The organism is Vulcanisaeta sp. JCM 16159 (assembly GCF_001316265.1).
Taxonomy (GTDB): Archaea; Thermoproteota; Thermoprotei; order Thermoproteales; family Thermocladiaceae; genus Vulcanisaeta.
In genome coordinates this window covers 1-22,666 of sequence record NZ_BBDN01000007.1, presented here as the reverse complement: position 1 = coordinate 22,666, position 22,666 = coordinate 1, and the positions used below count along the sequence as shown (strand labels likewise).

Here is a 22,666-nt window from a genome sequence, read left to right as displayed (position 1 = left end):
ATATGCTGATATAACTCAGTATACCGGGTGGCAGGTTATCGTGCCTGGCTGTATGCCTGTACCACCTACGTAACCCATGTATGAGTTGATGCCGTTGAGTACGCTGTAATAATCGTTCCACGCAGTGGTCATGTTAATGCCGGCCCTGTAATAGGCAATGGAACCACCGCTGAAGCTTGGTGCGTAATTCATGAACCCGAGGTATGTAACGGGGATCTGAGGCGTGGTTCCCGTGGTCATGGAATTGGTAACTACGATACAGTAATCAAATTGGTACAAGGACTGTAGCCCATTATAGTACGCATTTATATATTGAAGACCTGTGCCGAAGAACCAGCCGTACTGTCCATTAAGTTGTCCACCATAGTTATTCTGTATATATTCACATGGATCTAAACTAGTAGGGTCGAAGTTCATGGTGGCGGTTACTGGTATCTTATGTATCATATCATACCAGTGTTCTATCGACCATTTTAATTGCTGTGCCTGACTAATTGGTACGACAGTGATTGTTAAGCCTGCATTGCCAAAGCCTATTATGTACGATGATTCGTTAGTTGAGAAGACCGGGAACCCAATGACCTTGCTGTGGTATTGGTTGCCCCCAGGCTACTGCCATGGTTTCCTCTAGCATGAGTGTTTCACTTGGGTTTTCGTTGACGATTATCACTAGGTCGTTCTTACCCATTGGGGTCTCTAGTGTCCTTGCCAGTTCATTATAGTTCATGTGTAGTGTCTTATTTGCATAGTTCCAGTCAATTATTGTAATCGAACCATTAGGCGTAGAGGATAGTTTGTTGGGACTAATGAGATTGATCGCGCTTGATGGCACTCCCAGTTCTGTTAGGTTGTTAATTAATGATTGAGGACCTACCACAAAGATGTGAATGCTTGGTGGCAGTGAGAGGTAGGTTGATTGGTACCTAGAGGATTGGCTATGCCTGAGTATGGGTATGTACTGATTAATGAGGAGGAATATTGATATTGACAAGGTAAGTATTAATAGGGTTAAGGCCTATGGCTTGAGTTTCAAGTCCATGTGCATTATGTCTCCCAACTACGGGTTTCTTACTCAAGTCCTTTAAAGGGTTATTTTAAAGCTGAAACGCGAGGATTTTGGTTTTAATTGCCTTTAGTCCTGTTGTTAGCTTATTGATGCGTATATGTACGTGGCTGGTATGTAGTAATTGCCTGAGCCCCATTGGTACTTTATCGGTGTGTAGTAGTAATTAGCATAGATCGTGCCTGTGTTTGGATTCTTAAGCATAACCGTAACATCCGTTATTGTTAGTTGCTGGTTCTCTGATGAAAGACCGATAGATGCGGCTATGTACGGGCTCACGGGTACGGACTTCAGCAGTGGTATTGCGGCCGCGAGTAGGTCTATGCCGTTGACCTCACGAACCATGTTATAAGAGTAATACGAAATACCTGATGTGCTTGTTGCTGTGGATGATGGTTTCCAGTTCCTAGCAACCACGTTGAATATTGGGTCGAGACCGTAGCCATCGCTTGGGTTCGTATCATTATAATTCCACCTAATCATGCGTTATTCCTCAGTATGGGGACGGCAATCGCCATAGTTGCGTTCTCATTAGCATAATAGCAATAAGGTATGATGGAGAAAACACAGTAGTAAAGCTTGTACCTCGCAATCGTATAATTACCCACAAAGCCAATTGCGTATATTGATGGTGATGAGGGGTATACATACATTACGTAGTCTAGGTATACGTAGCTCTTCCTTAGCGTGAATGTGTAAATGTCGGCCTCATAGTTCGTGGATATTGAGGAACCGCTCTTAACATCAACCTCAGCACCGCCCGCGAAGTTCACGTAAATGCCCGATGATTCCTGGGCCTCAATATGCTCATGAAGTAACCCGTTCACCTTATATACGTTGCCGGTCACGTAGAGCATTGCCGTGGGTACTCCGGTGAACGTGGCGCTGTAAAATACTTTATCAAGCTCCCAGATGAAGCATGCAGTGACACCCGTGTATGGGTCTGTGAAGCATGAGCTCAGTATTTCACTTGGCGGCCAGGTCTGCATCGCCACTGGCGCGTGGTACTGAGGCTCATTGATGCGGTGCTGGTTAGTTTTGTAAGCTCGTTCCTCGGGATAATCGGTAGCTCGGTGGTGTTTAACCTAATGCTCAAATCCACCGAGTAACTCCTGGTTATCAGGGTTGTGTTTATTGGCACGCCCTTAATGAATGACCTAATTCCGTTGCTATAGACAACCACCCCAAGCATTATTAGGCCTGGCTCGGCAATGTCTGGGTCATTGCCCATAGCCCTCAGGGAGTCCCTCCAGGACTTCGCGAAGTCCCTAATTACCGTGTAGTTAAGGCTCACGGAACCCCTACCACACCTGAAGTCTATGGGACCTATTGAGCCGTTGGGCATCAGCCCATAAACGCTGAGGCAGGTAATCACTGGCTGGCCGCTCTCATTATATATGTGAACCACGAAGCTAGGTCCCGACAATAGGCTAGGCACGTACCTTGCAGTAACGTTGAAGGTTGGATCCTCAACAACAGTGTTGAAAACCACGTAGGCATAGACACCAAGAACAGAGGCAAGTACAGCGATGACGAGCACAGTTATGACCAACCACCCCAATCTCAAACCCATACTCATCAAGTTTTTTTCATCCAACAGATTTTTTTTACTTCGGGTGTTCAGAGAAAGTGAGTTAAGCAGTATTGATGATTAACCCTGATCAGGCTTTACTAATGCTTGGCGTCTTAGCTGGTAAGTGTGCATTAGGCAGGGGCGTTTAGCGAATTAAACCAGGTAGCTCCCTCCGGCCCTATTTTCTCGAGCTCTCCAGTCCTTGGATTTACCTTAAACCCAAGTGATTCTAGGGCGTACATGCTAAGTAGTGGTGTTGGTGTTCTTAGGGCGGCGATTATTACCGGCCCCCTCCTTCCCTTGGCCTCGGCCTCGCCGATATATACCCTGGCCCTCTCCCTAGTGCCATTGGCCATTGTTAACTCCACGGTGTATGGGGTTTCAATTAGGCCGAGTTCCTTAGCCGTGTCTGGGTCCAGGACTATGTATGTTGAGCCTGTGTCTACGAGCATCTTGAGCGTTCTTGAGCTTGCCTGGCCCTTGATTGTTACATCGACGTAAACGTGATCCACATTACATGGTTGAGAATGCCGAATATAAACCTTCACGTCCTTGCTCTCTTTGGCTGTTTCTATTCCCTATGCCTTTTAAACTGGCGCGTTTAATTATTACCATGCTTAACCGTGTACCTATTAGGTTTGGGCTTATTCTGGAGTTCATAGCTGAGTTTCTGTACTTCATGCTCATCCTATGCCCGAGGTACTTTGGCCTTATTTTCATTCTGCCTATAATGCTGACTTACTTATTATCGTCAATAATGATGTACCTGGGCTTCAATGAGTATTCCCTCTCATCAGGTGTTGGGTCTATTGGCGCTGCCTTGTTAATGCTTGGGTCATTAATAATATTATTAACGCATGTAATCTCGATGTCTTACTTGATCTCCATAATTGGTATGGGCATTGCCTTCCTTGGGGACATCTCCATTTCTCTATTCTTCTGGAGGGCTGCACAGCGGGGTTTCCTTGTTAGGGTTGGTGCAGTGCTTAATGCAATACCGATAATCACGTTCATTGGAAGCCTATTACTGGCTATTGGTATTGACCATGTTGAGGATCCTGGCTAGGTCATTCACTGTGTCTATGTCGATGAGAACCTCGGGACCGCACTCCACGACGCACACGTCAGCCCTACCCCTCAATATCTCCCTTGCACCAACATCACCGCTTAACCTCATTAATTCTGAGAATAGGCCCTATGGATGAGCACTGGATTCCCCCTGACGCCATTGTGCGTTGGCACAACAGCGCTGCACCCATCGCGGTACGCACCAACTATCCTTGATACCACCTCGTTGGTTATTAGGGGCATGTCCGCGAGTACCACGAGGACTGCGTCGTAGTCCTGGAAGAAGCGTAGGCCAAGCCTTATCGATGTGCTCATTCCATCTCTGTAATGTGGGTTGTAAATAACGATCTCATTGGATAGGTAGGGCATTAACTCGCTGGCGTAGGCTCCAACAATGACTACTCTCTCAAACCCGCTTAATGCCTTCAAAACCCTCAGTATGACTGGTTCACCACCAATCTTGACCAGTAGTTTATTACCGCCAAACCTCCTACCTTCACCTGCGGCAAGTACTATGGCACCAATCCTCATTATTTAATCAATATCATTAATAAGAGGACAGATATTAATTTCGCCATAACTAACGTTTACGAACCCATCATTTACATCAAAATCACCATAATTAACCATGGCAGTGTTGCCCACACCCTCAGTATCTATGTTAGTATTGTTATTAGGCATTAGGTATTTCGTAAATATGCCCATGGCAACCATAACGACAACCGTCGCGAGCATGGCGATGATTATGGCCTTAAGATAAAGGGTATTGGGGTGCCGATTAATGGTTACTGGGCGAGCTTCCCTGCTTATTATTGATTCTAGGTTAACCCTGTCCAAAGTACCTATGTAGTGCCAGACCCTGCCATGCCTGACATAGACATAGGGTCTCGAGCCGCCAACCCTGAGTATTACCGTACCCTCCATCCCACATTTAGGGCATTTTCCTCTACCTACTACGTAGTGTTTACTCATAATTGATATAAAGAAAAATAAAAATGATGATTTTTAAGGGTTCTTTCAACGAACACACTCATTAGTCTTCCACTGACGTCTCGTACTCAAACTCATCCTCATACTGATAAGGTAATCCATTGGTCACGTTATGAGCCGTTACATTAGCCTGAACGCCAACCTGCTCACCGCATTGAAACTCCCCCTGAAACTCACCATATTGCGTGCAATTGACTACCTGCATGGTGTTGGTTACATTATGCGTGTTCATGGCGGATTGGGCATTGCCGTATTGCGACTGTGCCATTACCACCAGTACAGCTATTGCCATGACGAGCGCCGCGGCAGTGATTATGTACCTTATTGGTCCCATACCAATCACGACACATGCGGCATGCCACAAATAGGGGTTCCCCGTGAAATGCATCGTCGACTTACCTGGAACTTTGTACGCACGAATAATACCCAGCACACTCCGCATAACCCTTATTAGGGTCCTGCTGGTCTCGTTAACGATGTTTGAGTACGTGTTTAAGGGACTACACGGCTATGCCTGGTGTTTGCACTGATGGTTCTTGAGGGTATGTCGCTACCAATACCCAGCGAGGTTGTTATGCCCCTGGTTGGTTACTACGCATCGCTGGGCATCATAGACCCTGTGCTCGGTATATTAATCGGCACATTCGGTAGTCTCGTTGGTTCATTAATTGATTACTACATAGCCTACTACCTCGGAATACCGTTCCTACTCAGGTATGGCAGGTTATTCGGTCTTGATAAGAGGAGACTTAATTCATTGAATAGGTGGTTCAGTAAGTACGGTGCAATGGCCGTATTTAGCTTTAGGTTTCTGCCTGGCTTTAGGGCGCTCATATCATTCCCGGCGGGTCTGGCTGGTATGAGGATTGCGAGTTTCGTTGTCGTTAAATTCCTTGGGCACTTAGTATGGGACTCAATCCTTGTGTATATTGGTTATGCGTTTGCGGCTCAGTGGTCGTTAATCATGGGATTAATCGATAGGTATTTGTACGTTGTTACCGTTGTGGTGACGATTGTAATAATAATGTACATAGTGCTGAAGCTTCGTGTAAAGCCAGGGCGTGGTGATTCCGCCGAGGTATAACTTGTCATCACAACCGTTACTCACCTGACGTTCCAATACTCTCCTCTTTACCATGCCTCACAATCCTTATCCTGGTCCTCAATGGTACGTGGAGCCCAACCCTCTCGAGTATTTGGTAGAGTTCATAGTCCTGGAGTTCACCCAGCCTACCGCCCAGGTAAAGCTCAACTAATTGCCTAAATATTTGAACCGCAGTGTCGCCATATAGCTGCAGGGCATTGTCTATTATTTCGCCAGCCCTCTCCCCCTTCGTTATTTGCCTAATTAATCGAATAACCTCCTCACGGGTTAATTCACGCTTGGTGCTGGTTTTCTGTTGGGCCTTGTTGATTATTTCCATCATCATCTTCATCATTATTTTCCTCCTCTCGATTTCATCAATGTTTTCGCTCATGGTGTATTTATAATTATTTATTGGGCTTAAAAAGCTTGGTTCCCTGTTCATTGTCGATAGTTTTATTAATTAATTCCACATTGTCGATGTTGTGGAGTTACTCATTAGTGTTAAGCCATTAGGGACCTGCCCAAATTGAATGTGCAGGCGGAGCTCGACGTTAGGGCTTCCCAGACGCTGATAAGTTCCTGCCAGCCCTCGCGGTGGAGCTTGAGGATCTTGGGCTTAGGATTGGCCAGGTTAGGGTTGGTTACCTAAGGAGGAGGGGTGATGCGGAGAGGTTCATGGCGTTGCTCGATTACCTTAATGCGGATTTCATGGTGGCTAAGCCCGGCATTAATGATGCCAATACCCTGGCAGAATTGCTTGATGAGGCTTCGATGTATGGTGTCAGGGTCATTTGGGAGTTTGGTGTTGGGGACTTCCTGAGGAGCCCCGGCGAGGTCGCTGAGCTTGCTAATGAGGTTTCACCACATAGGCTCGGTCTCGCCCTTCACGTGGCTAGGGAGAGGGGTTTGAGGGATTTCGTTAGGAGGTTTGTTGAGTTGAGTGGTTATGTTAAGGCTATTTACTTCAGTAATAAGCGGGGTGGTTCCTTTGGCCTGCCCATATTCGAGGGTTCGATAGACTTCCTGAAACTAATGAAGGTTCTCCAGGTGCTTAGGTATGACGAGAACGTAGTCCTCCACTACCTACCGAGTTACTACGGCAGATACGGCGTGGACCTTGAGGTTCTGAACTCCTTCATTAACTCCTTGGGTGGTGGCGGTGCTGATAGGAGGTTGATTAGGTCGATAGAGAGGATAGTCACTGAGGTGCTTGGTCAGGGGCAGGGGTAATTCTATCCTCGCTACCATGACCTGCATAAGCGCCTTATCTCGCGTTGCACCTAATTATTCCTTGTTCATACTGCTTGATTAAAGGCTTAGTAACTAATGGGGGGTTAGTCATGCTATTTAGCGTAGAGCCCAAGGCGACTAGAAGGGATCTTTATGATAGGAAGGTTGAACTCAATGAACTAAGGAATAACGTGCGTAGGGGGCGATAAGCTCATCGCTGTTTATGGTATTAGGAGGATTGGTAAGACATCAGTGATTAATGTGGCATTGAATGAAGTTGGCATACCCTATGTATTAATTGACTGTAGATCATTGAGGGATAATTATGGTAGATCTGATCTTTATCGATTAATATCCAATGCTCTATTATCGAGTCTTGATAAACTTATTGATATTCTGAGAAGGGTTAGGGGTATTTCAATCATGGGTAATGTTGTCGAGGTTAGGTGGAGGGGTAGGGAACAGATTAGCCTTGACGAGCTATTTGATAGGCTTAATGAGAAGAGAATTGTGATAGCACTTGATGAGGCCCAGAGGTTAAGGGTCCATTGTCGGGTGAGGTTCTTAATGCCTTAGCCCATGCCTATGACTTTGATAGGAATATAACGTTTATACTCACGGGTTCCGAGGTTAGCTTGCTTTATGACTTCATTGGTATTGAGGACCCAGACTCACCATTGTTTGGTAAGTATTTCCATGAGGTGAGGATTGATAGGTTCACTCATGATGAGTCCATTGACTTCCTGAGGAGGGGATTTAGGGAGTTAGGCATTGAAGTTCCTATGAGTATTATTGAGGAGATCGCGAACGTGTTTGACGGCGTACCTGGTTGGCTTGTCTATGCAGCCAACGCCTACATTAGGGGCGCTGGGGCCTATCCATGATTAGGGAGGCCGCAATTAATGAGACTTTAAACGAGCTTGAGGGACTCATAAGGGCTAAGGCGAATTATTCAGTCATTAACGCTAAGAGGACAGTGCTGATGCTTAGGTGTATTGCTAATGGCGGCAATACGTGGTCTAAGGTGGCCAAGTGCGTGGAGGATTTTGAGGGTATAACGGTGTCATTAACATCACTGAGTAATGTAATAAGGACCCTGAAGAGGCTAGGCGTAATCAGGGATTACGAATTCCTTGACACAATGTATAGGGAGGCAGCCATTAGATTAGGCATCCCCAATTACTCAAGGCTTTTTTTAAATCCACAATGATGTGAGTGGGTGAGGCGGCGGATGGGTCACGTACTTGTTAGCGTTCACTTTAGGGGTAGGGATGAGTTTGCAATGGAGGGGGTACTAGTGGATACAGGTGCATCATTCACGGTAATGCCCCTGGAATGAACTAAGGAACACTTCATAGAGACTCCCTTCGAGGTTGAGGTTAGGCTGGGTGATGGTAGGGTGGCGAGGGCTAGGGTGTTCATTGTTGAGGCTGAGATTGAGGTAGGAGGGCCCCAGTCAGGATACTCGCGTTCAGCGGCGCAATGCCCGTGATCAGTGTTAATACATTGGAGACCCTTGGGCTCAGGGTCGACCCAGTGAATGGTAAAATCGAGAAGACGGAGTACTACATGCTCTTTGTATGATGATTTACGTGAGTGCTAGGGTCATCACCATCTAATTTAGGCATTACTTAGGAAGTCCTCCTCGGAGAGAACGTTATTGATTGGTTCGCCCTCACGCATTAGGAATTGTATGAGGTCTTTATCCCTGGTTAATAACTTTAAATCCCTTGTGACGGCTGTGGCGTATAGAAGCAAGTCTATTAAGTCATTGAATCCCCTGCGCTTAAGACTGAGGGCTTTAATGTAACCATCAATTGTTGGTTCAGTGAGTATGAATTCATCATTTATGATTTTTAACCCCCTCATCACGGTATCCTCATCATAATTAAGCCTGGAGAGTTTGCCCAGGATTTCAATAATGTTGTACTGCGTATAATAGAACTCAGCCCTAAACCTCTTCCTAACCCTTGATAGTGCAATTAATGCCTCATCCACGCCCTTAACATTAACACCCATAATAGGTAAGAGATAAGTCGTATCAAGAAGTATCCGAATTCCCGCCCCAATACTCATTCTGCATCTCCTCGGACTCCCTTTCAAACTCCTCAAAGGTCACCTCAGCGAACTTTTTTAACCTTCAACGCATACTCAAATGGATCCTCAACACGTTCAATAACTATCCTACTGCCCTCAACTCTTAAAATTACATAGTCACCCTCAGAAATGCCAACAGCCTCAGAGATAGCCTTAGGTATATAAATAGTATTTTTCTTAGAGACTCTCACCTTAACTTCCAACATACCTTAATTTATTAACAATCTGAGCTTATAAATATTTCTGGGAAATGATTAAGTCTCAGATATTCATTAAGCCCTGCACTGCCTAAGCAACCTCTTCAGCTCGTCCTCCTCCCTCTCTAATCTATCATCCCAAACATCCCTGAACAACTCCCTAATTGTTAAGACCCAGCTAACAACCTCAATGATGTCTCCCCTAACTTCATCAGCATCCCTATAATCGACCAGGTTTGGGTCGAAGCCATTATAGGAGAATCTATGAAGCGGCAACGCCGTTTTCACGACAGCCTCCACGTCTATGCCCAGCTTCTTCAAGTCCTTAGAAATACCTATTAACCCAGTGGTTGGCGCTGAATAGCACATGTCCTCATATCAAGCCCTCCTCCTCTCATCCACGCCCTCTATGATTTTAGCAAAATTCTTAACGACTAATGCGCTGACTATGGACTTAACACGCATGAACGCCTTAGCTGAGGCATTTTGAACCAAGCCCCCTACCCAGCATCTCCAGGGCTAACCTAGCCTCGGTTAATCCATCAAGGACCTTGGCGTAGACATAAGCCTAGGGTACTTCCTATAATCCAAGTAACAAATCTCCACATTAAAAGCGTCTCGAATTACTTAATAACGCTTTTTAGAAATTCTACCCTAAACACCCTAATGCATGTAATCAAGGACAGCCTAATTGATTAATCATCATCGTATTGCATGAACCATCAACGAGCATACAAGCACTGGAAACTTAAGAGCACAGCATGAATTAGTGAGTAGCAGTAACATTACTGAGTATGTTCTTCAGTAATTCCTCGTGCACCTCCTCATCCTTCACTATACCCCTAACCTCCTTAATATCCAGACCCAACTTACTGCAGGTCTCAATCACAAGCTTCGCATAAACCCTCATCATAACCTCCTCAGCAATGAATATAAGCCTACCCAAGTCTCCACCATAATCCCCGGCCCTAATTACGTTAATTACATGGGGCCTAGTCCACCCACAATACACCCCCTCCACAGACAACCCCCTCAAGCGCCTAAGCGACCCAAGGAGCCTTGAGTAAATCTCAGCATGCCTCGCCGAGTCCTCGGCAATCCTCCTAAGCACCTCCGAGTACTCCCCATGCACCTCGGCAAGCCTGAAGTAATGCGCAGCAATGATCCTCTCCAGCTGTATACCGCAAGTGAGCAGCTGCAGTGCATGATGCTCAAGACCCTCGTAAGACTGGGAAACCCTCCTAACGGCATTCTCCGGCACAGGAAGGGCAAGGCTAATGTAAAAACCAAGCAATGCCATAACCAACCACCAGCTGGCCCAGAACAGGTTAATCACGTAGGCATAGAATAAATCACCGCTTGTGTGAATTGCATTAAACGCCCCAATGACTATAGCCGCCGTCAAGAGGGCGATGATGACCAGGTAGTATGTGTGGTAAATAGTGAAGTGCGATACGCCAACGCCCTTCGGCGTGACCCTAAAACCCTTCCTCCTCCTCAGGACCCACCAGATGAATGCTATGGTGACCGGTAGGGATGCCACGAATTGAATGCCTTGATGATACATGAACTCCCTAAGTCCATAACCATACCTACCCATTATGGCTAGGTAAAACATCAATGAGAATAGGAATACCGGGATATACATGACCAGATAGAGTATTGGGTTTATACTAAGGAAGAATACCCTGAACATGAGGAATATGCTCGGCGCCAGGATGCCCACTATGGTCAAGATGCTCACGAAGAACCAGTAATAAGCGCCATTAATGTAATCCAACAACTGCGAAACACCCAACCTAGCGTCAAGTAACCTCCCAATTAATTGAAGGTGCCGAGGGACCACCTACTCTGCTGCGTTATATAGCTCGGCAAGTCCTTGGGGGCCTCACCACCCCACACAAATGGTAAATCAACATAGACACTCCTGAAACCCCCCTCATGAAGCATCACCGACGTGTATATATCCTCAGTCACACTACCCTCATAAAGACCGCCAATCGATAACAAATGCCTAACCCTGTAAATAGTACTACTGCCCAGGCTAAACGCCGAGTTCCTCATGTGCCTACCCCTCATTATGACCCTCAGGAAGGGTATTTGCTGAATCCAGGCAGAGAGGGCAATCGCCGTATCAAGCCCCGAGTAATACTGCGGAACCTGCACAAAGGCGACCCTCGGGTCATCGAAGAACTGCATAACATGCTCAAAGACACCAGGCAAAAGTCTCTGATCAGCATCCATGATGATCACGTAGTCATAATCCCCACCAAAGGCCCTGAGCCAGTCATTAATGGCGCCAGCTTAAACCCCCTCCTACTACCCCTCCTGAAGACCTTGAAACCAAGCTCCTCCGCATAGTAATCAAGTTCCCTCCTCACATCATCCCTAGTCGAGTCATCAAGCACATAAACATCCCCCAATTTACCAAGCGCCGCCTTGGATATTGTGGCGGTCTCTGCAACGAGCTCCGGAGGCTCATTAAATACTGGTATTACCACGGCAATCCTATAATTACCTGCACCACCAACCCTCCAGGCCCTACTGAGCACGGTCCCCTCATAATCCCTACCCCTAAGCCAATAAACAATGAACAAGCCCATGGACAGGAAGGAGATAACCATCATGAGCACTATAAAGTAAGCCAAGGCAATACCCCAACCCCTAACGCCAATAAAGTAAGTAATAACAAGTGCAATGATGAACGGCAAAAACGCAACAAGCACATTAACAAGTCTCATTTAAGGCAAGAGTCTCATTGGCTTAATTTAAACCTTACCATAACATATTACTAACCATAATTTAATACAGGGTAACCACTGCAATAATGTTATAGGGCTCAGACTTTGAGCTGCATTTTAACGATAAATTCAACAATGCACCATTAAGTCCTAAAGTCACGACAATACCAAGACTGCCATAAGTATAACAACAGCAAAAGTAAGTTCACGAACAATAGAAACTCCAAACCACGTAAAGTCAATGGCTGAGAAAACAATAAGCCAAGATAATAATCTCAGAGGAAGCACTTGAGTAACGATAAATCCTGGATTAACCCTGGTAGTTAACGTAGACGATGCCCCAATTAGCTTGTCCAGCACCATTTGTCCCCGCCACACCAAATACGTAGGCGCCACTACCCGGTGGTGTAAAGTAACCATTTAAACTCAACGTGAAACTCGCCGACTGTCCAGTGTTTAGGTCATATGCCGTACCAGTTAATGTATTGGTGCTAGGATTATAACTCACCGTAATACATATGTAGTCACCAGGACTAGGCTGGAAATAGCCGGTTCCAATACCATCCCAACCAGCATAGGAATTACCCAGATTCGGGGATGGACTTGGCCCAACACTCACAAAAGATCCTTTACGATTTGAGGCTATCCAAACATCCCACTGGCCCGGTGCGCCACTCGTCGTGTATGCGTATTGCCAGAGTGGGTTCCACTCAATGACTAGGTAGGGTGATGGACTTTGCGGGAACATTACGTCGCCTTGCACGGGTGATATTACGAATGTGTATTCATTAGATGAGATGTAGGGTATTGAGTAATTGTAACTGTTACTGATTTGCCATTGGGTGGGTTTTAGGAATAGGTAAATTATGTAACCATCACCAACGTAGGGATATGCCGGCGAAGTCTGGGACGCCCCATTATTGGAGTACACGCCTATCATTGTTATGGTGACGGTACCGCCGCTATAGCTTTCCTGCCAGAACATGGCGCCTGAGGACCAGCCATAGGCTGAGCTAACCATCTTAAGGACGGCTGATTAATGCTTGTTGATATGTAATACCAGTAATTATTCGGTGAGCTTGAGGGGCCGTAATACACGGGCCAGGAGCTTGTAGGATAGTACCCAGTAAATGGATTACCAAGGTCACCCTGATAAACATGGGTACATACCACGCTTGTAAACCATTTAACAAGTTCATCACGTCTGATGAAGGTGGGTTTATGGTTTCCGTGAATCCGTAGTAATACGTTACCCCAGTGGTTGGTGAGTAGCTGTACTGGCCGTTGAGCGTAATGGTGCTCGTTACGGGACTACTTAGCACGAGCTTCTGCATTAATAGGTTTTGACCGGCCCCTAGGCTTATGCTTCCCTGGCCTGGGTATATCTGTGTGCCGTTTATGTAGTCGTAGCTCACAACCGTATTTGTGCTGAGGGTCATGGTTATCGTGCCTGCCGTACTTGCATTCAGTAGCACAAGTGGCGTGGTCAGTACATAACCACTCGTTGTGCTCATGGTATACGCGGTTAATGCGGAGGAGAAACCACTCGGTGTTGGGCCCCACGATGCACAACCACATGGGCATGAACCACTTAAGGCTGTTATTGGAGATTTTATGGGAATTGCACGTACGGAGCCATTGTATAGTATAATTACGTCAGCAAACACAATTGTTGAAATAATCAATGCGGGCAATAACACTGTAAATAACAACATGATAATAGGCATTAGGTGATGGTTACTCCTCGACGTACTCAACCACCTCGCATTACCTTTCAAGGCCTCCTTAATAGCCTCATAAATCACGTAAGCCACGGCCTCAGCATTGACTTTAAGGCTTTCATTGAGCGTGACCTCGCCTCTAGCTTTCGATAATAACAGGATTTCATCACCCATAGGCCTAATGAGTAGGTCACCTACGGTAATACCGTCCGGAGTCTTCGTGTATGGAATACCGAGTCTGTTAAGTGCCTGTTCAATCACCGTGAGTACGCCGTGTTCCTTAACGGCCACGGCAAGCGACCACTCCCTAAGCCTTAACCACCTGGCCCTGGTTAACATATTGAGTAGGGCTATTGCCGTAGCCATAATCAGTAGGTAGGTTGGTAAGCCAATGAATGAGTTATGCGGCAGTTCAATGTAGGCGTAACCGTTTGGCGTGGGCACTATTATAAAGCTCCTCACCTGTAGGTACCTCTGCTGGAATAGTACTGTGTCTATGAGCATGGTTAGTGAGAGTACGGCTAATAAGGCCGATAAATAGAGCGCGTAGGCACTCCTCCTCCAGATAATGGGGATCAGGCTGAGTCCAGGGCGAAGAAGGGCACTAGGAATACCGTGGGCGGTGGCACTACGTAGGTCACCCCAAAGAACGTGACCACGAAACCCCAGGCATCAGTCTCAGGTTGTAATTACGGCCGGAAATGCCCCAGGCGGGTATGAATAGCCAGGAAACCACGAAGGCAAGGACCAAGCCAAGAAGCACTAACACCTCAGGTCTCACGCCTTAACCACCCTTGGCCATCTTTATAAATATTGTGAATTGGGTTGTGTTTCCCATGGGGTATACGTACGTTATTTCCATGGGCATATAAAGTGTGTAGTATGTTCCAGGTTCTATGCCGCATCCATATACGTAGGTATAACCCTCATTAGTCGGTTTAATAGGTATCTCGAGCTTAATGACGTGATTACCGGGCGGTATGATTAGGCTGATGTTGAATGGTTGATTCACCGTACTGAAGACGTAGGTGTGCGTGTATGCCGCGAATAATGAGACATTAATGGCGTAGTTAATGACTGCGGGTACCACGAGTGAGGCATTCAGGTAAACGGTCAGTAGGCAATTACTGTATGTGAAGTTGATAATGCCTATGGAGTTAACCACGTGTATGGGCACTATATCGAAAAAGGCTATGTAGGCCGTACTACCATTTAAGTACCCATAAATAATACCCTTAACACCAACACTATTTAAACCAACATACTGCGGAGTCAGGGGTAACACCGCGAGCAATCCACCACTCACATTCGCTGACTGCCCAGTATCCACAACCTCGACCCAACCACCTAATGGCGTAAAGCTAAGTGAACCCTGCTTAATAATTGTTAACTTTACGAAAACGCCAACACTCGTCACATTTATTGATGAGACCTTTACATACGGTACATTACTTAATGACGCCTGCCTAACAATGGATGGGGCAAGTAGGCACTGCCCCAAATAGCAATTATGGCCAAGAGGATGAGGGGTATAGAGATAAGGAGAAATATTTTGAGTGATATTGAAGCCACAATGGTACCACCCTTGTTATGGCACTGGGATCGATGTATAGCCCGACTGAGAGCCGACTACGTTGTAGCCGAAGTTGACTGTAACAGTCTCGCTATACGTGCTATGTATCGGCGTGTTTGGGACAACGTAAATATTTATGTAATACGTGCCGGTGCTCAAACTGCATGATGAGCTAGGCGTTGTGGCTGGGTTGCCATTACTGAGCACGGGGATTGTGCATACCGTCGAACCGCTACTGCTCATGATGTATATGGTCATTGTATTAATCATTGACGAGCCTGATGTGATGACGCTATTTACGTATATACCACCTGCCGTGTTGACGGTTAAAGTACCGGCTTGGTAGAAGTACGCAGCGCTGGAGTTTGTTAGGGCTATTGTTGCGGTAAAGCCCGTACCCGTATTAGTTCCAGTGAAGTTTATGAATGGTTCAGCCGCCGTATCTGACGGGCCGGCGTTCGGGCCTGTGGAAAATACGAGTGGTGTGGTGGTATACGGCATGGCATTTATCGTGCCTGTATACACGTATATCACGTCAGCAAGCGCTATGGTGGCAACGGCAGCCAGTGCTATTGCCACCAGTGTTAGTACTTTCCTTCTTTTGTTACTTCTCGTAGCGGTAATGCTCATACTTCATCGGCTTCTAGTAGGATCTTAAAAACCTTTCTTTCAATTTTAAGGTTAATATTGATTTAATTTAGTTGAATTATGTAAAAAGAGATTTTTCGTGGCTATTTATTATGTATACTTTAGTCCGAGGTTAAATTTAACTTTTTTATATTTAGAATGTCGATATATGTATTTTATATTTTTAATTCATCATTTCTATAATCCTCTCTTTTAATGATTTTAGCATAATTCTTTTATTTTTGGAGTTGAATTTAATTATATGAGTAGAGGATTACCTATTAATAATCTTCCCTACAGGGCCAGGATTTACATTAATAATCAAGTTCTCATTCCGGCAAATTTAGTTAGGACCCTCGGCATTGAGAGGGTTAAGTACGCGGATATAGTGATTTCATTCAATGGATTTGTTATTGAGTTGAGAAATGTATTGTTGCTTAGGACTAGGCATACGGTTAGTAGGCAGTTTACGATACCAAGGAGGGTCAGGGAGTTATACGGGATTAGGCCCATGGATCAAATTGAGATACTTCAGATAAGCCGAGGGCTGTGAGGGTATCTGGAACCGAACTTGCTAACCTGGTATGATTTTATATGCTGTATTAAGAGAGATTGAAATTTAACCTTAAAATAATGTTTTATATTTTATTACCGATGTATTGATCATTTTACATTATTAATGAATTGACAACCCTTTTTAATTCATTATTTATAACATTTGGGGAATGGGATATCATATTCAATATAGTCAATATAGTATTATCTTAATTTTATCTAATTTATATAGAGCCTAATCAGGTTAAGGTTTCTCAGTTATTCTATTGAGGATATCGTGGAGTCGATTAGTATGTATGTTACGTATCCCATCGCTGGCGAGTATATGAGTGTCGTTATTAGTAGGGCGAGTGTTGGCTCAGGATTATTGGCCTAGGTATATGGGTCCTAATGGTGATAGGGTAATTACAATGAGCACGAGCAGTATTGGTAGGAGTAGTGCTATGACCAGGTAAATCTCCATGATCAGACCAAGCGCTTGGTCGTGCTCCTCAACCTATTGTACTTATTCCTGACTAGATACTCGAGCTTGAGCATTAGTATATCGGCTAAGTTGGCACTGATTAGGTAGGTCTCGGCTATAAGGCTGAAGATCTCGCTGTAGGTCCTTGACGGCACCCTGTTAAGGCTTGCCCTAAGCGCGGTTAGTATGTCCATGCCCCCCTCCCTGGTATCCCTGAGTATTAACCTAAACTCTCTGGCTATGTATGGGTCCCTCTCAATGTTGGCCAGGGTACTTATTAATTCCTCGAGTGTTAAACCACTGGCTATTAATGGTATCATAACCATAAGTGTATTTGTTAGATACCTCTCGAAATGGCTTGACCTTACATAGACCTTTGCATTAGCGTAAATAAGCACTGATAAGTAATCAACGAGCAATACAATTACTGCAAGAAGCAGTAGGCTCCTTACCACACTTATTGGTGCGAGTACGTAGGCCGCAATTAACGTAACAATCACCATCGGCGTGTACATGACTACTGCAACCGTGAAGTCCCTATTGAAGTCGTAACCGCTAAGCAAGTAAAGCCTATTGACGTAATCATACACCCAACGCCTATAGGCAGCCAACGGATTAATCAAGGCAGTTCACCGCTAATCACGGTCCTATAGGTCCTCTCTGGATCCACGTAGTAATTCCTAGTGACCCTAAACACTGCGTCGGGTGACCTAAACCCGTACTTAGCCATGGCAGTCACAATCTCGGTCCTCCTCCTTAGCTCCTTATCAACCTCCTCCTGGGGTATCCTACCCATCCTCACGAGATCAGCGATCAAGGCACTATCACCCAACCTGACAAGTTCATCCTTATCCCTACTCCACCTAAACAGGGTGTTAACCCTTAAGCCACTCTTCATCACACCCAATAGCTCACTGATATCCATGACACGCCTGGCAATCCTATCGCCAACCCTCACCCTATTAATTAATATGAATATGTTGGCCAGGGGTATCAGGCTGGAGGAACACTCATGGGCTTAGACAACAGCCTCCTCACAGCCGCATTTAATGAGCTGGCATGTATCGTGGTAAGGCCGGTATGCCCACTGGCCAGTCCCTGGAAGAAGACGTAGGCCTCCTCACCCCTCAACTCACCGACGACCATGTAATCGGGTCTAATCCTCATCGAGACCTTGACTAGGTCGTAAGCCGTGACACTCTGCACATTGGGTGTCTCAGACTCTCTAACAACCAGTGGTACCCACTGCTCATGGGGTATATTAATCTCCCTGGCGTCCTCAATCGTCACTATCCTAGCCTCAGGCCTTATGAGGAACAGCAACGCATTGAGTAATGTGGTCTTACCCGCACCTGTTGGTCCAATGATGACCATGCTAATGCCATTCTCAAGCATAAACCATAGGGTCGCTAAGGCCTCGGCTCTAATAACACCGTCAGTTATTAAGTCAATGATGGTTATGGGATTAGTCCTAAACTTCCTAATGGTCACTATGCCCATGGGGCGAGACATCCCTAAGCCCAAGCTCAACCCTGAGGCCCTCGGGTAGTAATCCCTCTAGTATTGGGTATGCAGAGCTAACGTTCTTACCAACCCTCTGGCTAATCTTCACAACGAGGCTATTCAACTCATCATTGCTAAGGACAATGTTAGTCCTTAAGTGCTCATACCTACTATGCCACACATAGACGGGCTTATTTGGACCATTAATATTGACATCCTCAATATAGTCATCCCTAACCAATGGGTCAATTTTACCATAACCCACCGTATCCCGCATTAGGTAATACATGACGTTCCTCAACTCATCATCACTTAACCTAACCCTTAATCTACTCATTGCCTCGTCAACCACTGATTTCAAATAACTCTCGACACTATTATCACCAGGTAATGAACTACTCATCCTGAGCAATTCCCGGGCCCTAGCAAGCACCTTGCCCGCACTATCGCTAAGTACCGGCTCAACCACGTTATATAAATAGAGCCCAGTAATCCTGTCCCTAACAATGAGTACACCAATCAATCCCTTAACAATCTCATATTCATCAATTAATTCAGCACCCTTATTATCCACAGTATAATTCCTAACTTTAGGCTATAAATTTTTAAATTTTAAAAGTTTAGTTTTATAATTTGAAGCAAATGCATTCCTGGAAGACACTAATATGCGTAAGGAAGTAACACTGCAGTTAATAACTATAGGGGTTGTGGTCATCACGATTGCATCATCATACGTGTTATTACCAAAGACCTACGTCCAGGTCAGCATCGGTAGATTAGCACTAAGTGTTCCAATACCCTACGGCATACTTGGGGTAACGTTAACCGCCATAGCCATTGCCATCGAGTTACTGCCGCTATCAATCACCGAGTATAGACTATGGAAGGTGAATAACGATATACTCATGGACATGCCCGCCGTAATCAGGGTGCTAAGGGATGGCTTAAGCTCAGGCCAACCCCTAAGTGGCATTGCTGAAACGCTCGCCAGGGCTGGTAAGGGTAGGCTTGGCAGGATAATAGCCGAGTCCATTAGGAAGGAGAGCATGGGTATAACAACGATGAAGGAAGACCTAACCAGTGTATCTAAAGAACTCGGTAACAACTACCTGGCAATGCTGGCTGTAATACTCGACACCGCTGTAAAATCAGGGGCGAAACTTCAGGAAACACTAGATACTGCCTACAAATCCTTTGAAGACTTGGTAAGCTATTACCTAGAAAGGGCAAACCAGGTTAAGCCTTACCTAGCCTTGATTTACGTGGTCATGGTAATATACATAGTACTCGCTGGAATAATCATCTACCTAATGATGCCAAGTATAAGCAGGATAACGATAACCACATCAACGGGCACAATCACAGCACCAACAATACCCATCGTCGACACCCAGTTATTCTCATCAATAATAGTAATGAGCGGTGTAATCCAATCTATAATTGCCGGCGTAATAGTTGGGAGGATTGTCTATGGAAGACCAATCGTTGGGCTGCTACATGCGTCTATATTGATAATAACGCTCACACTGATTAATTACATAATGTACTTAACAATATACCTAAGTATAATATGAAACTTGGGTAAATGTACAACCATAATTAAGAGAAAGATTTATAAAAGATTGAAAATAAACAAGGAATTGATGACCAGAAATAGAAATAACAGGAAGAGCGTGGGTATAGAGCCAATCGTCGCAGCCATACTACTAATAGTCATTACCGTGGTAGCCGCAGTACTACTCTACATGTGGTTCAGCGGGTACCTATCAGCAACAACGAGTAAGGTAAGCTCAATGGCAACACCAGAACAATTCCAGGTAGTTGCAGCAAGCCTATCAGCAACTAGTGGATTAACGGCCTACGTCCAAAACACAGGCTCAGTAACAGTAACAATAACGGGCATTTACCTATTAAATTCAACAAATGGCGGTTTAATATGTGAATTGGTAAACTCATCAGGATTTACCCCCGTTCAAATAAACCCTGGAACAACAAGGGAAGTAACAATAGCAGCTCCAATAGCAGGATGCAGTATAAGTTCTGGAACAACTTATGAACTACTATTTGTCACGTCAGAAGGCACCAAGTACACCACATCTGTGGTGGCATCATCTTAATCAGGTGGGCACATTAAACATTTTAAGTCAAAATCACACCATAAGTGGTCTTCCATGGTTTCCCCCGGCATCAGTGAGGTTGTAGGTGCAATAATACTGCTCGTTATAGCCGTGGCCTTAAGCTTATGATATTCGGGTACTTCTACGGATACCTGGAGTCACTTGGCTACTCACTGGCAAATGCGCTTAGTGGTTCCTGCGAGTTTTCTATAATGAATACGGCATTCAACACCACGGGCTCCTCAATAACATCAATAAGCATAGCCCTATACAACTACGGCGACAAGCAATGCGGAATATCCGGCATATACATACTCAATGAATCGACTGCGTACCAAGTTGCCGTATCAAGCAACTGTATAACGAACCCACTGGCTAGGCTGGGCCCCGGCCAAGTGCTTATGCTCAATTACTCAAATTTAAATATCCCATATAATACTAATTACTTGATTAAGGTGGTCTCCTGTGATGGGTTCACAGCCGAGGAGGGGCTTGGGCAGTAGGGGCTTGGGGGAGCTTTACGTAATGGCCATAATAATCATGATAATCATTGTATCACTTGCCGTAATTTACTCCGTACTCAACGGCTTTAGTAAGTACGTGGCTGAGGAGAAAGAGTCATTGCAATCCCTTAGAGGTACTGAGGTGAGTGCCTCATTAAACGGCTTTAATACTGTGGGTGGTAATTACGTAATTGCCATGAAACTAAGCGGTGCTGCACCGCTTGGTAATGCAGAGGCTATATGTAAGTATGATATGGGTGGTGTGCAGTATATGCAGTATTGCAGTTATGTGATTAGTGATGGCGTGGTGTATGTAACGGTACCGAGCACGTTAGTAAATGGAGGAGTGGGCAACCTAGTGGTGCTGGTACCAACGAGCGTGGGTCTAACGCCGGGCATAAGCCTCTACAGAGGGCCGATAGAGGTCAGTGTAATAGCACCACCCGTTGTTTACCAGGGATCGGTAAGCACCGTTAATGTCATTGTCCTGCTTACGAATAACTCCACGGGGTGGGTGAACGCCACGGTAATAACCAACGTGAATGGGAATACCATTGTCAACAGCACAATAATGCCGCCAAGCGGTGTGGCAGCGATATCAATACCGGTTAGTACAACGAGTGCTGGAACCATATCAATGCCAATGACGGTACTTGTGAATAATTATACAGAGACCGTACCCACGATACAAATAAGCGTACAGCAATCACCAACATCCACAACAGCGTCATTACCAGCCACATGCCAGAACATGGCGTTCGGGTACATAGGAAACGCAACAACAAATGGACTACAGAGCTATGTTTATCCTGGAGTTGGTCCAGGGCTTAGTTACGGCGATGAGACACTCCAAAACAGCGTAATAGACGGCCTTCCAAACCCAATATACACCTATGCCGTGGCAACAGCTCCTCCACCACCAAACGGGTACACAATCATGTACTACTACAACGTATTCCCCCTGAGCATTAAGGTTGGTAATTACCCAAGTGCTTCAGTCTACATATATCCTGAACAATTCACAACGGGCGTTATACCCTTCTTCTTCATGGTAACGAACAACCACTATGCAGTAGTCGTCTACTGGCAAGTGGGGACGCAAAGCCCCGGCTCCTCGGCCATAAACAATATAGACAGTGCGGTGGGGAGCCTGACGGTGTCAAGCGGAGGCAATGTAAAGAAATTCTACAATATTTTTGGAGGTACGATACCCACGGGTACGTGGACTGACTACTCACTTAATAATGTGGCTAATTACGTTGGTGGTAACGTGGATTATCAATACGTGGGTATTGGAATATACATACCAAATACGTCTCAGTCCCAGGGACAGGCATACTGGGACTACATATGTATTGGTGGATGATCTCTTCTTATCCTAGAACCTTAAGTACATTGAGGTAAATACTATATGGGTCCTGTTTTTGATGCATTAGTTAGTTTACTATGGTCTCCTATTGGTTTTGATATTGTGGATAATTTGATTCGTTATTTGATTTATTGTTTTTAATAATTTTGTGCTAGGGTTTAAATATTCCTGTTTCAGTTACTCTTTGTT

General features: G+C 45.3%; 34 protein-coding genes and 2 pseudogenes. 11 read left to right on the top strand and 25 right to left on the bottom strand.

Features of this window, described 5'->3' with window-relative positions; genetic code table 11:
- Positions 1-15: 15 nt before the first annotated feature.
- The 6 genes from JCM16159_RS07635 to JCM16159_RS07610 form a co-directional block, all read right to left on the bottom strand.
- Positions 16-447, bottom strand: a complete 432-nt coding sequence (locus JCM16159_RS07635) for a hypothetical protein (RefSeq protein WP_054857442.1) — start codon at positions 445-447, stop codon at positions 16-18.
- Positions 448-553: 106 nt separating this feature from the next.
- On the bottom strand, positions 554-991 hold the full coding sequence (locus JCM16159_RS07630; RefSeq protein WP_054857441.1) for a hypothetical protein: 438 nt from the start codon (positions 989-991) through the stop codon (positions 554-556).
- Between the two features lie 153 nt (positions 992-1,144).
- Positions 1,145-1,546 carry a hypothetical protein gene (locus JCM16159_RS07625; RefSeq protein ID WP_054857440.1) on the bottom strand — a complete coding sequence of 134 codons (402 nt, stop codon included), beginning with the start codon at positions 1,544-1,546 and terminating at the stop codon, positions 1,145-1,147.
- Positions 1,543-2,058, bottom strand: coding sequence for a hypothetical protein (locus JCM16159_RS07620; protein ID WP_243666327.1), 516 nt, complete (start codon positions 2,056-2,058; stop codon positions 1,543-1,545). The genes JCM16159_RS07625 and JCM16159_RS07620 overlap by 4 nt, the downstream gene beginning before the upstream one ends.
- Positions 2,022-2,642, bottom strand: a complete 621-nt coding sequence (locus tag JCM16159_RS07615; protein ID WP_054857438.1) for a hypothetical protein — start codon at positions 2,640-2,642, stop codon at positions 2,022-2,024. Before JCM16159_RS07615 ends, JCM16159_RS07620 begins: the two co-directional genes overlap by 37 nt.
- A gap of 125 nt (positions 2,643-2,767) precedes the next feature.
- A complete protein-coding gene (locus JCM16159_RS07610) occupies positions 2,768-3,148 on the bottom strand; it encodes an aspartyl protease family protein (protein WP_243666326.1) in 381 nt (126 codons plus the stop codon).
- A 101-nt stretch (positions 3,149-3,249) separates the two neighbouring features.
- On the opposite strand from JCM16159_RS07610, the gene JCM16159_RS07605 reads away from it, so the two are divergent.
- Positions 3,250-3,702 carry a hypothetical protein gene (locus JCM16159_RS07605; RefSeq protein ID WP_054857437.1) on the top strand — a complete coding sequence of 151 codons (453 nt, stop codon included), beginning with the start codon at positions 3,250-3,252 and terminating at the stop codon, positions 3,700-3,702.
- Here JCM16159_RS07605 and JCM16159_RS07600 read toward each other — a convergent pair.
- From JCM16159_RS07600 to JCM16159_RS07590, 3 genes and pseudogenes are all read right to left on the bottom strand, one after another.
- Positions 3,661-4,235 (bottom strand): annotated as a pseudogene (locus tag JCM16159_RS07600) (NTP transferase domain-containing protein). The gene JCM16159_RS07605 and the pseudogene JCM16159_RS07600 overlap by 42 nt on opposite strands.
- 3 nt (positions 4,236-4,238) lie before the next feature.
- Complete coding sequence (locus JCM16159_RS07595) at positions 4,239-4,628, bottom strand: hypothetical protein (RefSeq protein ID WP_054857436.1); 390 nt, start codon at positions 4,626-4,628, stop codon at positions 4,239-4,241.
- Positions 4,629-4,737: 109 nt separating this feature from the next.
- Positions 4,738-5,028 carry a hypothetical protein gene (locus JCM16159_RS07590; RefSeq protein ID WP_243666323.1) on the bottom strand — a complete coding sequence of 97 codons (291 nt, stop codon included), beginning with the start codon at positions 5,026-5,028 and terminating at the stop codon, positions 4,738-4,740.
- A gap of 183 nt (positions 5,029-5,211) precedes the next feature.
- Between JCM16159_RS07590 and JCM16159_RS07585 the strand changes: the two genes are divergently transcribed.
- The gene (locus tag JCM16159_RS07585) at positions 5,212-5,778 is read left to right on the top strand and encodes a DedA family protein (RefSeq protein WP_243666322.1); all 567 of its coding nucleotides are present in this window, start codon (positions 5,212-5,214) and stop codon (positions 5,776-5,778) included.
- A 16-nt stretch (positions 5,779-5,794) separates the two neighbouring features.
- Here the strand turns inward: JCM16159_RS07585 and JCM16159_RS07580 are convergent, their stop codons facing one another.
- Complete coding sequence (locus JCM16159_RS07580) at positions 5,795-6,172, bottom strand: hypothetical protein (protein ID WP_054857517.1); 378 nt, start codon at positions 6,170-6,172, stop codon at positions 5,795-5,797.
- 203 nt (positions 6,173-6,375) lie between these two features.
- On the opposite strand from JCM16159_RS07580, the gene JCM16159_RS07575 reads away from it, so the two are divergent.
- The 4 genes from JCM16159_RS07575 to JCM16159_RS16090 all read left to right on the top strand — a co-directional run bounded on the left by JCM16159_RS07575 (position 6,376) and on the right by JCM16159_RS16090 (position 8,221).
- A complete protein-coding gene (locus JCM16159_RS07575) occupies positions 6,376-7,011 on the top strand; it encodes a sugar phosphate isomerase/epimerase (protein ID WP_243666321.1) in 636 nt (211 codons plus the stop codon).
- A gap of 252 nt (positions 7,012-7,263) precedes the next feature.
- Positions 7,264-7,587: a hypothetical protein gene (locus JCM16159_RS16100; RefSeq protein ID WP_243666320.1), complete on the top strand. Its 324-nt coding sequence runs from the start codon at positions 7,264-7,266 to the stop codon at positions 7,585-7,587.
- Positions 7,560-7,895, top strand: a complete 336-nt coding sequence (locus JCM16159_RS16095; protein WP_243666319.1) for an ATP-binding protein — start codon at positions 7,560-7,562, stop codon at positions 7,893-7,895. The genes JCM16159_RS16100 and JCM16159_RS16095 overlap by 28 nt, the downstream gene beginning before the upstream one ends.
- Complete coding sequence (locus JCM16159_RS16090; RefSeq protein WP_243666318.1) at positions 7,892-8,221, top strand: hypothetical protein; 330 nt, start codon at positions 7,892-7,894, stop codon at positions 8,219-8,221. The genes JCM16159_RS16095 and JCM16159_RS16090 overlap by 4 nt, the downstream gene beginning before the upstream one ends.
- Before the next feature lie 410 nt (positions 8,222-8,631).
- On the opposite strand, the gene JCM16159_RS07560 is transcribed toward JCM16159_RS16090, so the two are convergent.
- From JCM16159_RS07560 to JCM16159_RS07515, 11 genes and pseudogenes are all read right to left on the bottom strand, one after another.
- On the bottom strand, positions 8,632-9,030 hold the full coding sequence (locus tag JCM16159_RS07560; protein WP_243666317.1) for a PIN domain-containing protein: 399 nt from the start codon (positions 9,028-9,030) through the stop codon (positions 8,632-8,634).
- 101 nt (positions 9,031-9,131) lie between these two features.
- The gene (locus JCM16159_RS07555) at positions 9,132-9,314 is read right to left on the bottom strand and encodes an AbrB/MazE/SpoVT family DNA-binding domain-containing protein (RefSeq protein WP_243666316.1); all 183 of its coding nucleotides are present in this window, start codon (positions 9,312-9,314) and stop codon (positions 9,132-9,134) included.
- A 66-nt stretch (positions 9,315-9,380) separates the two neighbouring features.
- Positions 9,381-9,911 (bottom strand): annotated as a pseudogene (locus JCM16159_RS19045) (PaREP1 family protein).
- Between the two features lie 160 nt (positions 9,912-10,071).
- Entirely contained in the window at positions 10,072-11,151 is a 1,080-nt protein-coding gene (locus JCM16159_RS07545) for a hypothetical protein (RefSeq protein WP_243666313.1), read from the bottom strand.
- The gene (locus JCM16159_RS19040) at positions 11,127-11,549 is read right to left on the bottom strand and encodes a glycosyltransferase family 2 protein (protein WP_367834401.1); all 423 of its coding nucleotides are present in this window, start codon (positions 11,547-11,549) and stop codon (positions 11,127-11,129) included. The genes JCM16159_RS07545 and JCM16159_RS19040 overlap by 25 nt, the downstream gene beginning before the upstream one ends.
- A gap of 5 nt (positions 11,550-11,554) precedes the next feature.
- The gene (locus tag JCM16159_RS19035) at positions 11,555-12,046 is read right to left on the bottom strand and encodes a glycosyltransferase (RefSeq protein WP_054857430.1); all 492 of its coding nucleotides are present in this window, start codon (positions 12,044-12,046) and stop codon (positions 11,555-11,557) included.
- A gap of 310 nt (positions 12,047-12,356) precedes the next feature.
- Positions 12,357-13,067 (bottom strand): hypothetical protein, encoded by a 711-nt coding sequence (locus JCM16159_RS07530; protein ID WP_054857429.1) that lies wholly within the window; start codon positions 13,065-13,067, stop codon positions 12,357-12,359.
- Position 13,068: 1 nt separating this feature from the next.
- Complete coding sequence (locus JCM16159_RS07525; protein ID WP_054857428.1) at positions 13,069-14,271, bottom strand: hypothetical protein; 1,203 nt, start codon at positions 14,269-14,271, stop codon at positions 13,069-13,071.
- Positions 14,272-14,404: 133 nt separating this feature from the next.
- A complete protein-coding gene (locus JCM16159_RS16075; protein ID WP_243666312.1) occupies positions 14,405-14,548 on the bottom strand; it encodes a hypothetical protein in 144 nt (47 codons plus the stop codon).
- Between the two features lie 3 nt (positions 14,549-14,551).
- A complete protein-coding gene (locus JCM16159_RS07520) occupies positions 14,552-15,268 on the bottom strand; it encodes a hypothetical protein (protein ID WP_054857427.1) in 717 nt (238 codons plus the stop codon).
- A gap of 87 nt (positions 15,269-15,355) precedes the next feature.
- Complete coding sequence (locus JCM16159_RS07515) at positions 15,356-15,970, bottom strand: hypothetical protein (protein WP_054857426.1); 615 nt, start codon at positions 15,968-15,970, stop codon at positions 15,356-15,358.
- A gap of 259 nt (positions 15,971-16,229) precedes the next feature.
- Between JCM16159_RS07515 and JCM16159_RS07510 the strand changes: the two genes are divergently transcribed.
- Entirely contained in the window at positions 16,230-16,520 is a 291-nt protein-coding gene (locus JCM16159_RS07510) for a hypothetical protein (RefSeq protein ID WP_054857425.1), read from the top strand.
- A 467-nt stretch (positions 16,521-16,987) separates the two neighbouring features.
- On the opposite strand, the gene JCM16159_RS07505 is transcribed toward JCM16159_RS07510, so the two are convergent.
- Genes JCM16159_RS07505 through JCM16159_RS16060 form a run of 4 tightly spaced genes read right to left on the bottom strand, consistent with a single transcriptional unit; the run spans position 16,988 to position 19,062 of the window.
- Positions 16,988-17,608 (bottom strand): type II secretion system F family protein, encoded by a 621-nt coding sequence (locus JCM16159_RS07505; protein ID WP_243666311.1) that lies wholly within the window; start codon positions 17,606-17,608, stop codon positions 16,988-16,990.
- Positions 17,605-17,943, bottom strand: coding sequence for a hypothetical protein (locus JCM16159_RS16070; RefSeq protein WP_243666310.1), 339 nt, complete (start codon positions 17,941-17,943; stop codon positions 17,605-17,607). Before JCM16159_RS16070 ends, JCM16159_RS07505 begins: the two co-directional genes overlap by 4 nt.
- A 35-nt stretch (positions 17,944-17,978) precedes the next feature.
- A complete protein-coding gene (locus JCM16159_RS16065; protein ID WP_243666309.1) occupies positions 17,979-18,497 on the bottom strand; it encodes a type II/IV secretion system ATPase subunit in 519 nt (172 codons plus the stop codon).
- Positions 18,466-19,062, bottom strand: coding sequence for a hypothetical protein (locus JCM16159_RS16060; RefSeq protein WP_243666308.1), 597 nt, complete (start codon positions 19,060-19,062; stop codon positions 18,466-18,468). The genes JCM16159_RS16065 and JCM16159_RS16060 overlap by 32 nt, the downstream gene beginning before the upstream one ends.
- 91 nt (positions 19,063-19,153) lie before the next feature.
- On the opposite strand from JCM16159_RS16060, the gene JCM16159_RS07495 reads away from it, so the two are divergent.
- The 4 genes from JCM16159_RS07495 (at position 19,154) to JCM16159_RS07480 (ending at position 22,474) form a co-directional block, all read left to right on the top strand.
- Positions 19,154-20,062 carry a type II secretion system F family protein gene (locus tag JCM16159_RS07495; protein WP_054857424.1) on the top strand — a complete coding sequence of 303 codons (909 nt, stop codon included), beginning with the start codon at positions 19,154-19,156 and terminating at the stop codon, positions 20,060-20,062.
- Positions 20,063-20,131: 69 nt separating this feature from the next.
- Positions 20,132-20,605 carry an archaellin/type IV pilin N-terminal domain-containing protein gene (locus tag JCM16159_RS07490; protein ID WP_054857423.1) on the top strand — a complete coding sequence of 158 codons (474 nt, stop codon included), beginning with the start codon at positions 20,132-20,134 and terminating at the stop codon, positions 20,603-20,605.
- 125 nt (positions 20,606-20,730) lie between these two features.
- Positions 20,731-21,108: a hypothetical protein gene (locus tag JCM16159_RS07485; protein ID WP_243666307.1), complete on the top strand. Its 378-nt coding sequence runs from the start codon at positions 20,731-20,733 to the stop codon at positions 21,106-21,108.
- On the top strand, positions 21,074-22,474 hold the full coding sequence (locus tag JCM16159_RS07480) for a hypothetical protein (RefSeq protein ID WP_054857422.1): 1,401 nt from the start codon (positions 21,074-21,076) through the stop codon (positions 22,472-22,474). The genes JCM16159_RS07485 and JCM16159_RS07480 overlap by 35 nt, the downstream gene beginning before the upstream one ends.
- Positions 22,475-22,666: the final 192 nt, after the last annotated feature.

Bases quoted from the DNA above. Each gene is read 5' to 3' on its own strand.
- JCM16159_RS07635 (WP_054857442.1), bottom strand. From the start codon at position 447: ATGATACATAAGATACCAGTAACCGCCACCATGAACTTCGACCCTACT.
- JCM16159_RS07625 (WP_054857440.1), bottom strand. From the start codon at position 1,546: ATGATTAGGTGGAATTATAATGATACGAACCCAAGCGATGGCTACGGT.
- JCM16159_RS07615 (WP_054857438.1), bottom strand. From the start codon at position 2,642: ATGAGTATGGGTTTGAGATTGGGGTGGTTGGTCATAACTGTGCTCGTC.
- JCM16159_RS07605 (WP_054857437.1), top strand. From the start codon at position 3,250: ATGCTTAACCGTGTACCTATTAGGTTTGGGCTTATTCTGGAGTTCATA.
- JCM16159_RS07595 (WP_054857436.1), bottom strand. From the start codon at position 4,628: ATGGAGGGTACGGTAATACTCAGGGTTGGCGGCTCGAGACCCTATGTC.
- JCM16159_RS07590 (WP_243666323.1), bottom strand. From the start codon at position 5,028: ATGGGACCAATAAGGTACATAATCACTGCCGCGGCGCTCGTCATGGCA.
- JCM16159_RS07580 (WP_054857517.1), bottom strand. From the start codon at position 6,172: ATGAGCGAAAACATTGATGAAATCGAGAGGAGGAAAATAATGATGAAG.
- JCM16159_RS16090 (WP_243666318.1), top strand. From the start codon at position 7,892: ATGATTAGGGAGGCCGCAATTAATGAGACTTTAAACGAGCTTGAGGGA.
- JCM16159_RS07560 (WP_243666317.1), bottom strand. From the start codon at position 9,030: ATGGGTGTTAATGTTAAGGGCGTGGATGAGGCATTAATTGCACTATCA.
- JCM16159_RS07555 (WP_243666316.1), bottom strand. From the start codon at position 9,314: ATGTTGGAAGTTAAGGTGAGAGTCTCTAAGAAAAATACTATTTATATA.
- JCM16159_RS19040 (WP_367834401.1), bottom strand. From the start codon at position 11,549: ATGGATGCTGATCAGAGACTTTTGCCTGGTGTCTTTGAGCATGTTATG.
- JCM16159_RS19035 (WP_054857430.1), bottom strand. From the start codon at position 12,046: ATGAGACTTGTTAATGTGCTTGTTGCGTTTTTGCCGTTCATCATTGCA.
- JCM16159_RS07530 (WP_054857429.1), bottom strand. From the start codon at position 13,067: ATGGTTAGCTCAGCCTATGGCTGGTCCTCAGGCGCCATGTTCTGGCAG.
- JCM16159_RS07525 (WP_054857428.1), bottom strand. From the start codon at position 14,271: ATGCTCATAGACACAGTACTATTCCAGCAGAGGTACCTACAGGTGAGG.
- JCM16159_RS07515 (WP_054857426.1), bottom strand. From the start codon at position 15,970: ATGAGCATTACCGCTACGAGAAGTAACAAAAGAAGGAAAGTACTAACA.
- JCM16159_RS07510 (WP_054857425.1), top strand. From the start codon at position 16,230: ATGAGTAGAGGATTACCTATTAATAATCTTCCCTACAGGGCCAGGATT.
- JCM16159_RS16065 (WP_243666309.1), bottom strand. From the start codon at position 18,497: ATGTCTCGCCCCATGGGCATAGTGACCATTAGGAAGTTTAGGACTAAT.
- JCM16159_RS07495 (WP_054857424.1), top strand. From the start codon at position 19,154: ATGCGTAAGGAAGTAACACTGCAGTTAATAACTATAGGGGTTGTGGTC.
- JCM16159_RS07490 (WP_054857423.1), top strand. From the start codon at position 20,132: ATGACCAGAAATAGAAATAACAGGAAGAGCGTGGGTATAGAGCCAATC.
- JCM16159_RS07485 (WP_243666307.1), top strand. From the start codon at position 20,731: ATGATATTCGGGTACTTCTACGGATACCTGGAGTCACTTGGCTACTCA.
- JCM16159_RS07480 (WP_054857422.1), top strand. From the start codon at position 21,074: ATGGGTTCACAGCCGAGGAGGGGCTTGGGCAGTAGGGGCTTGGGGGAG.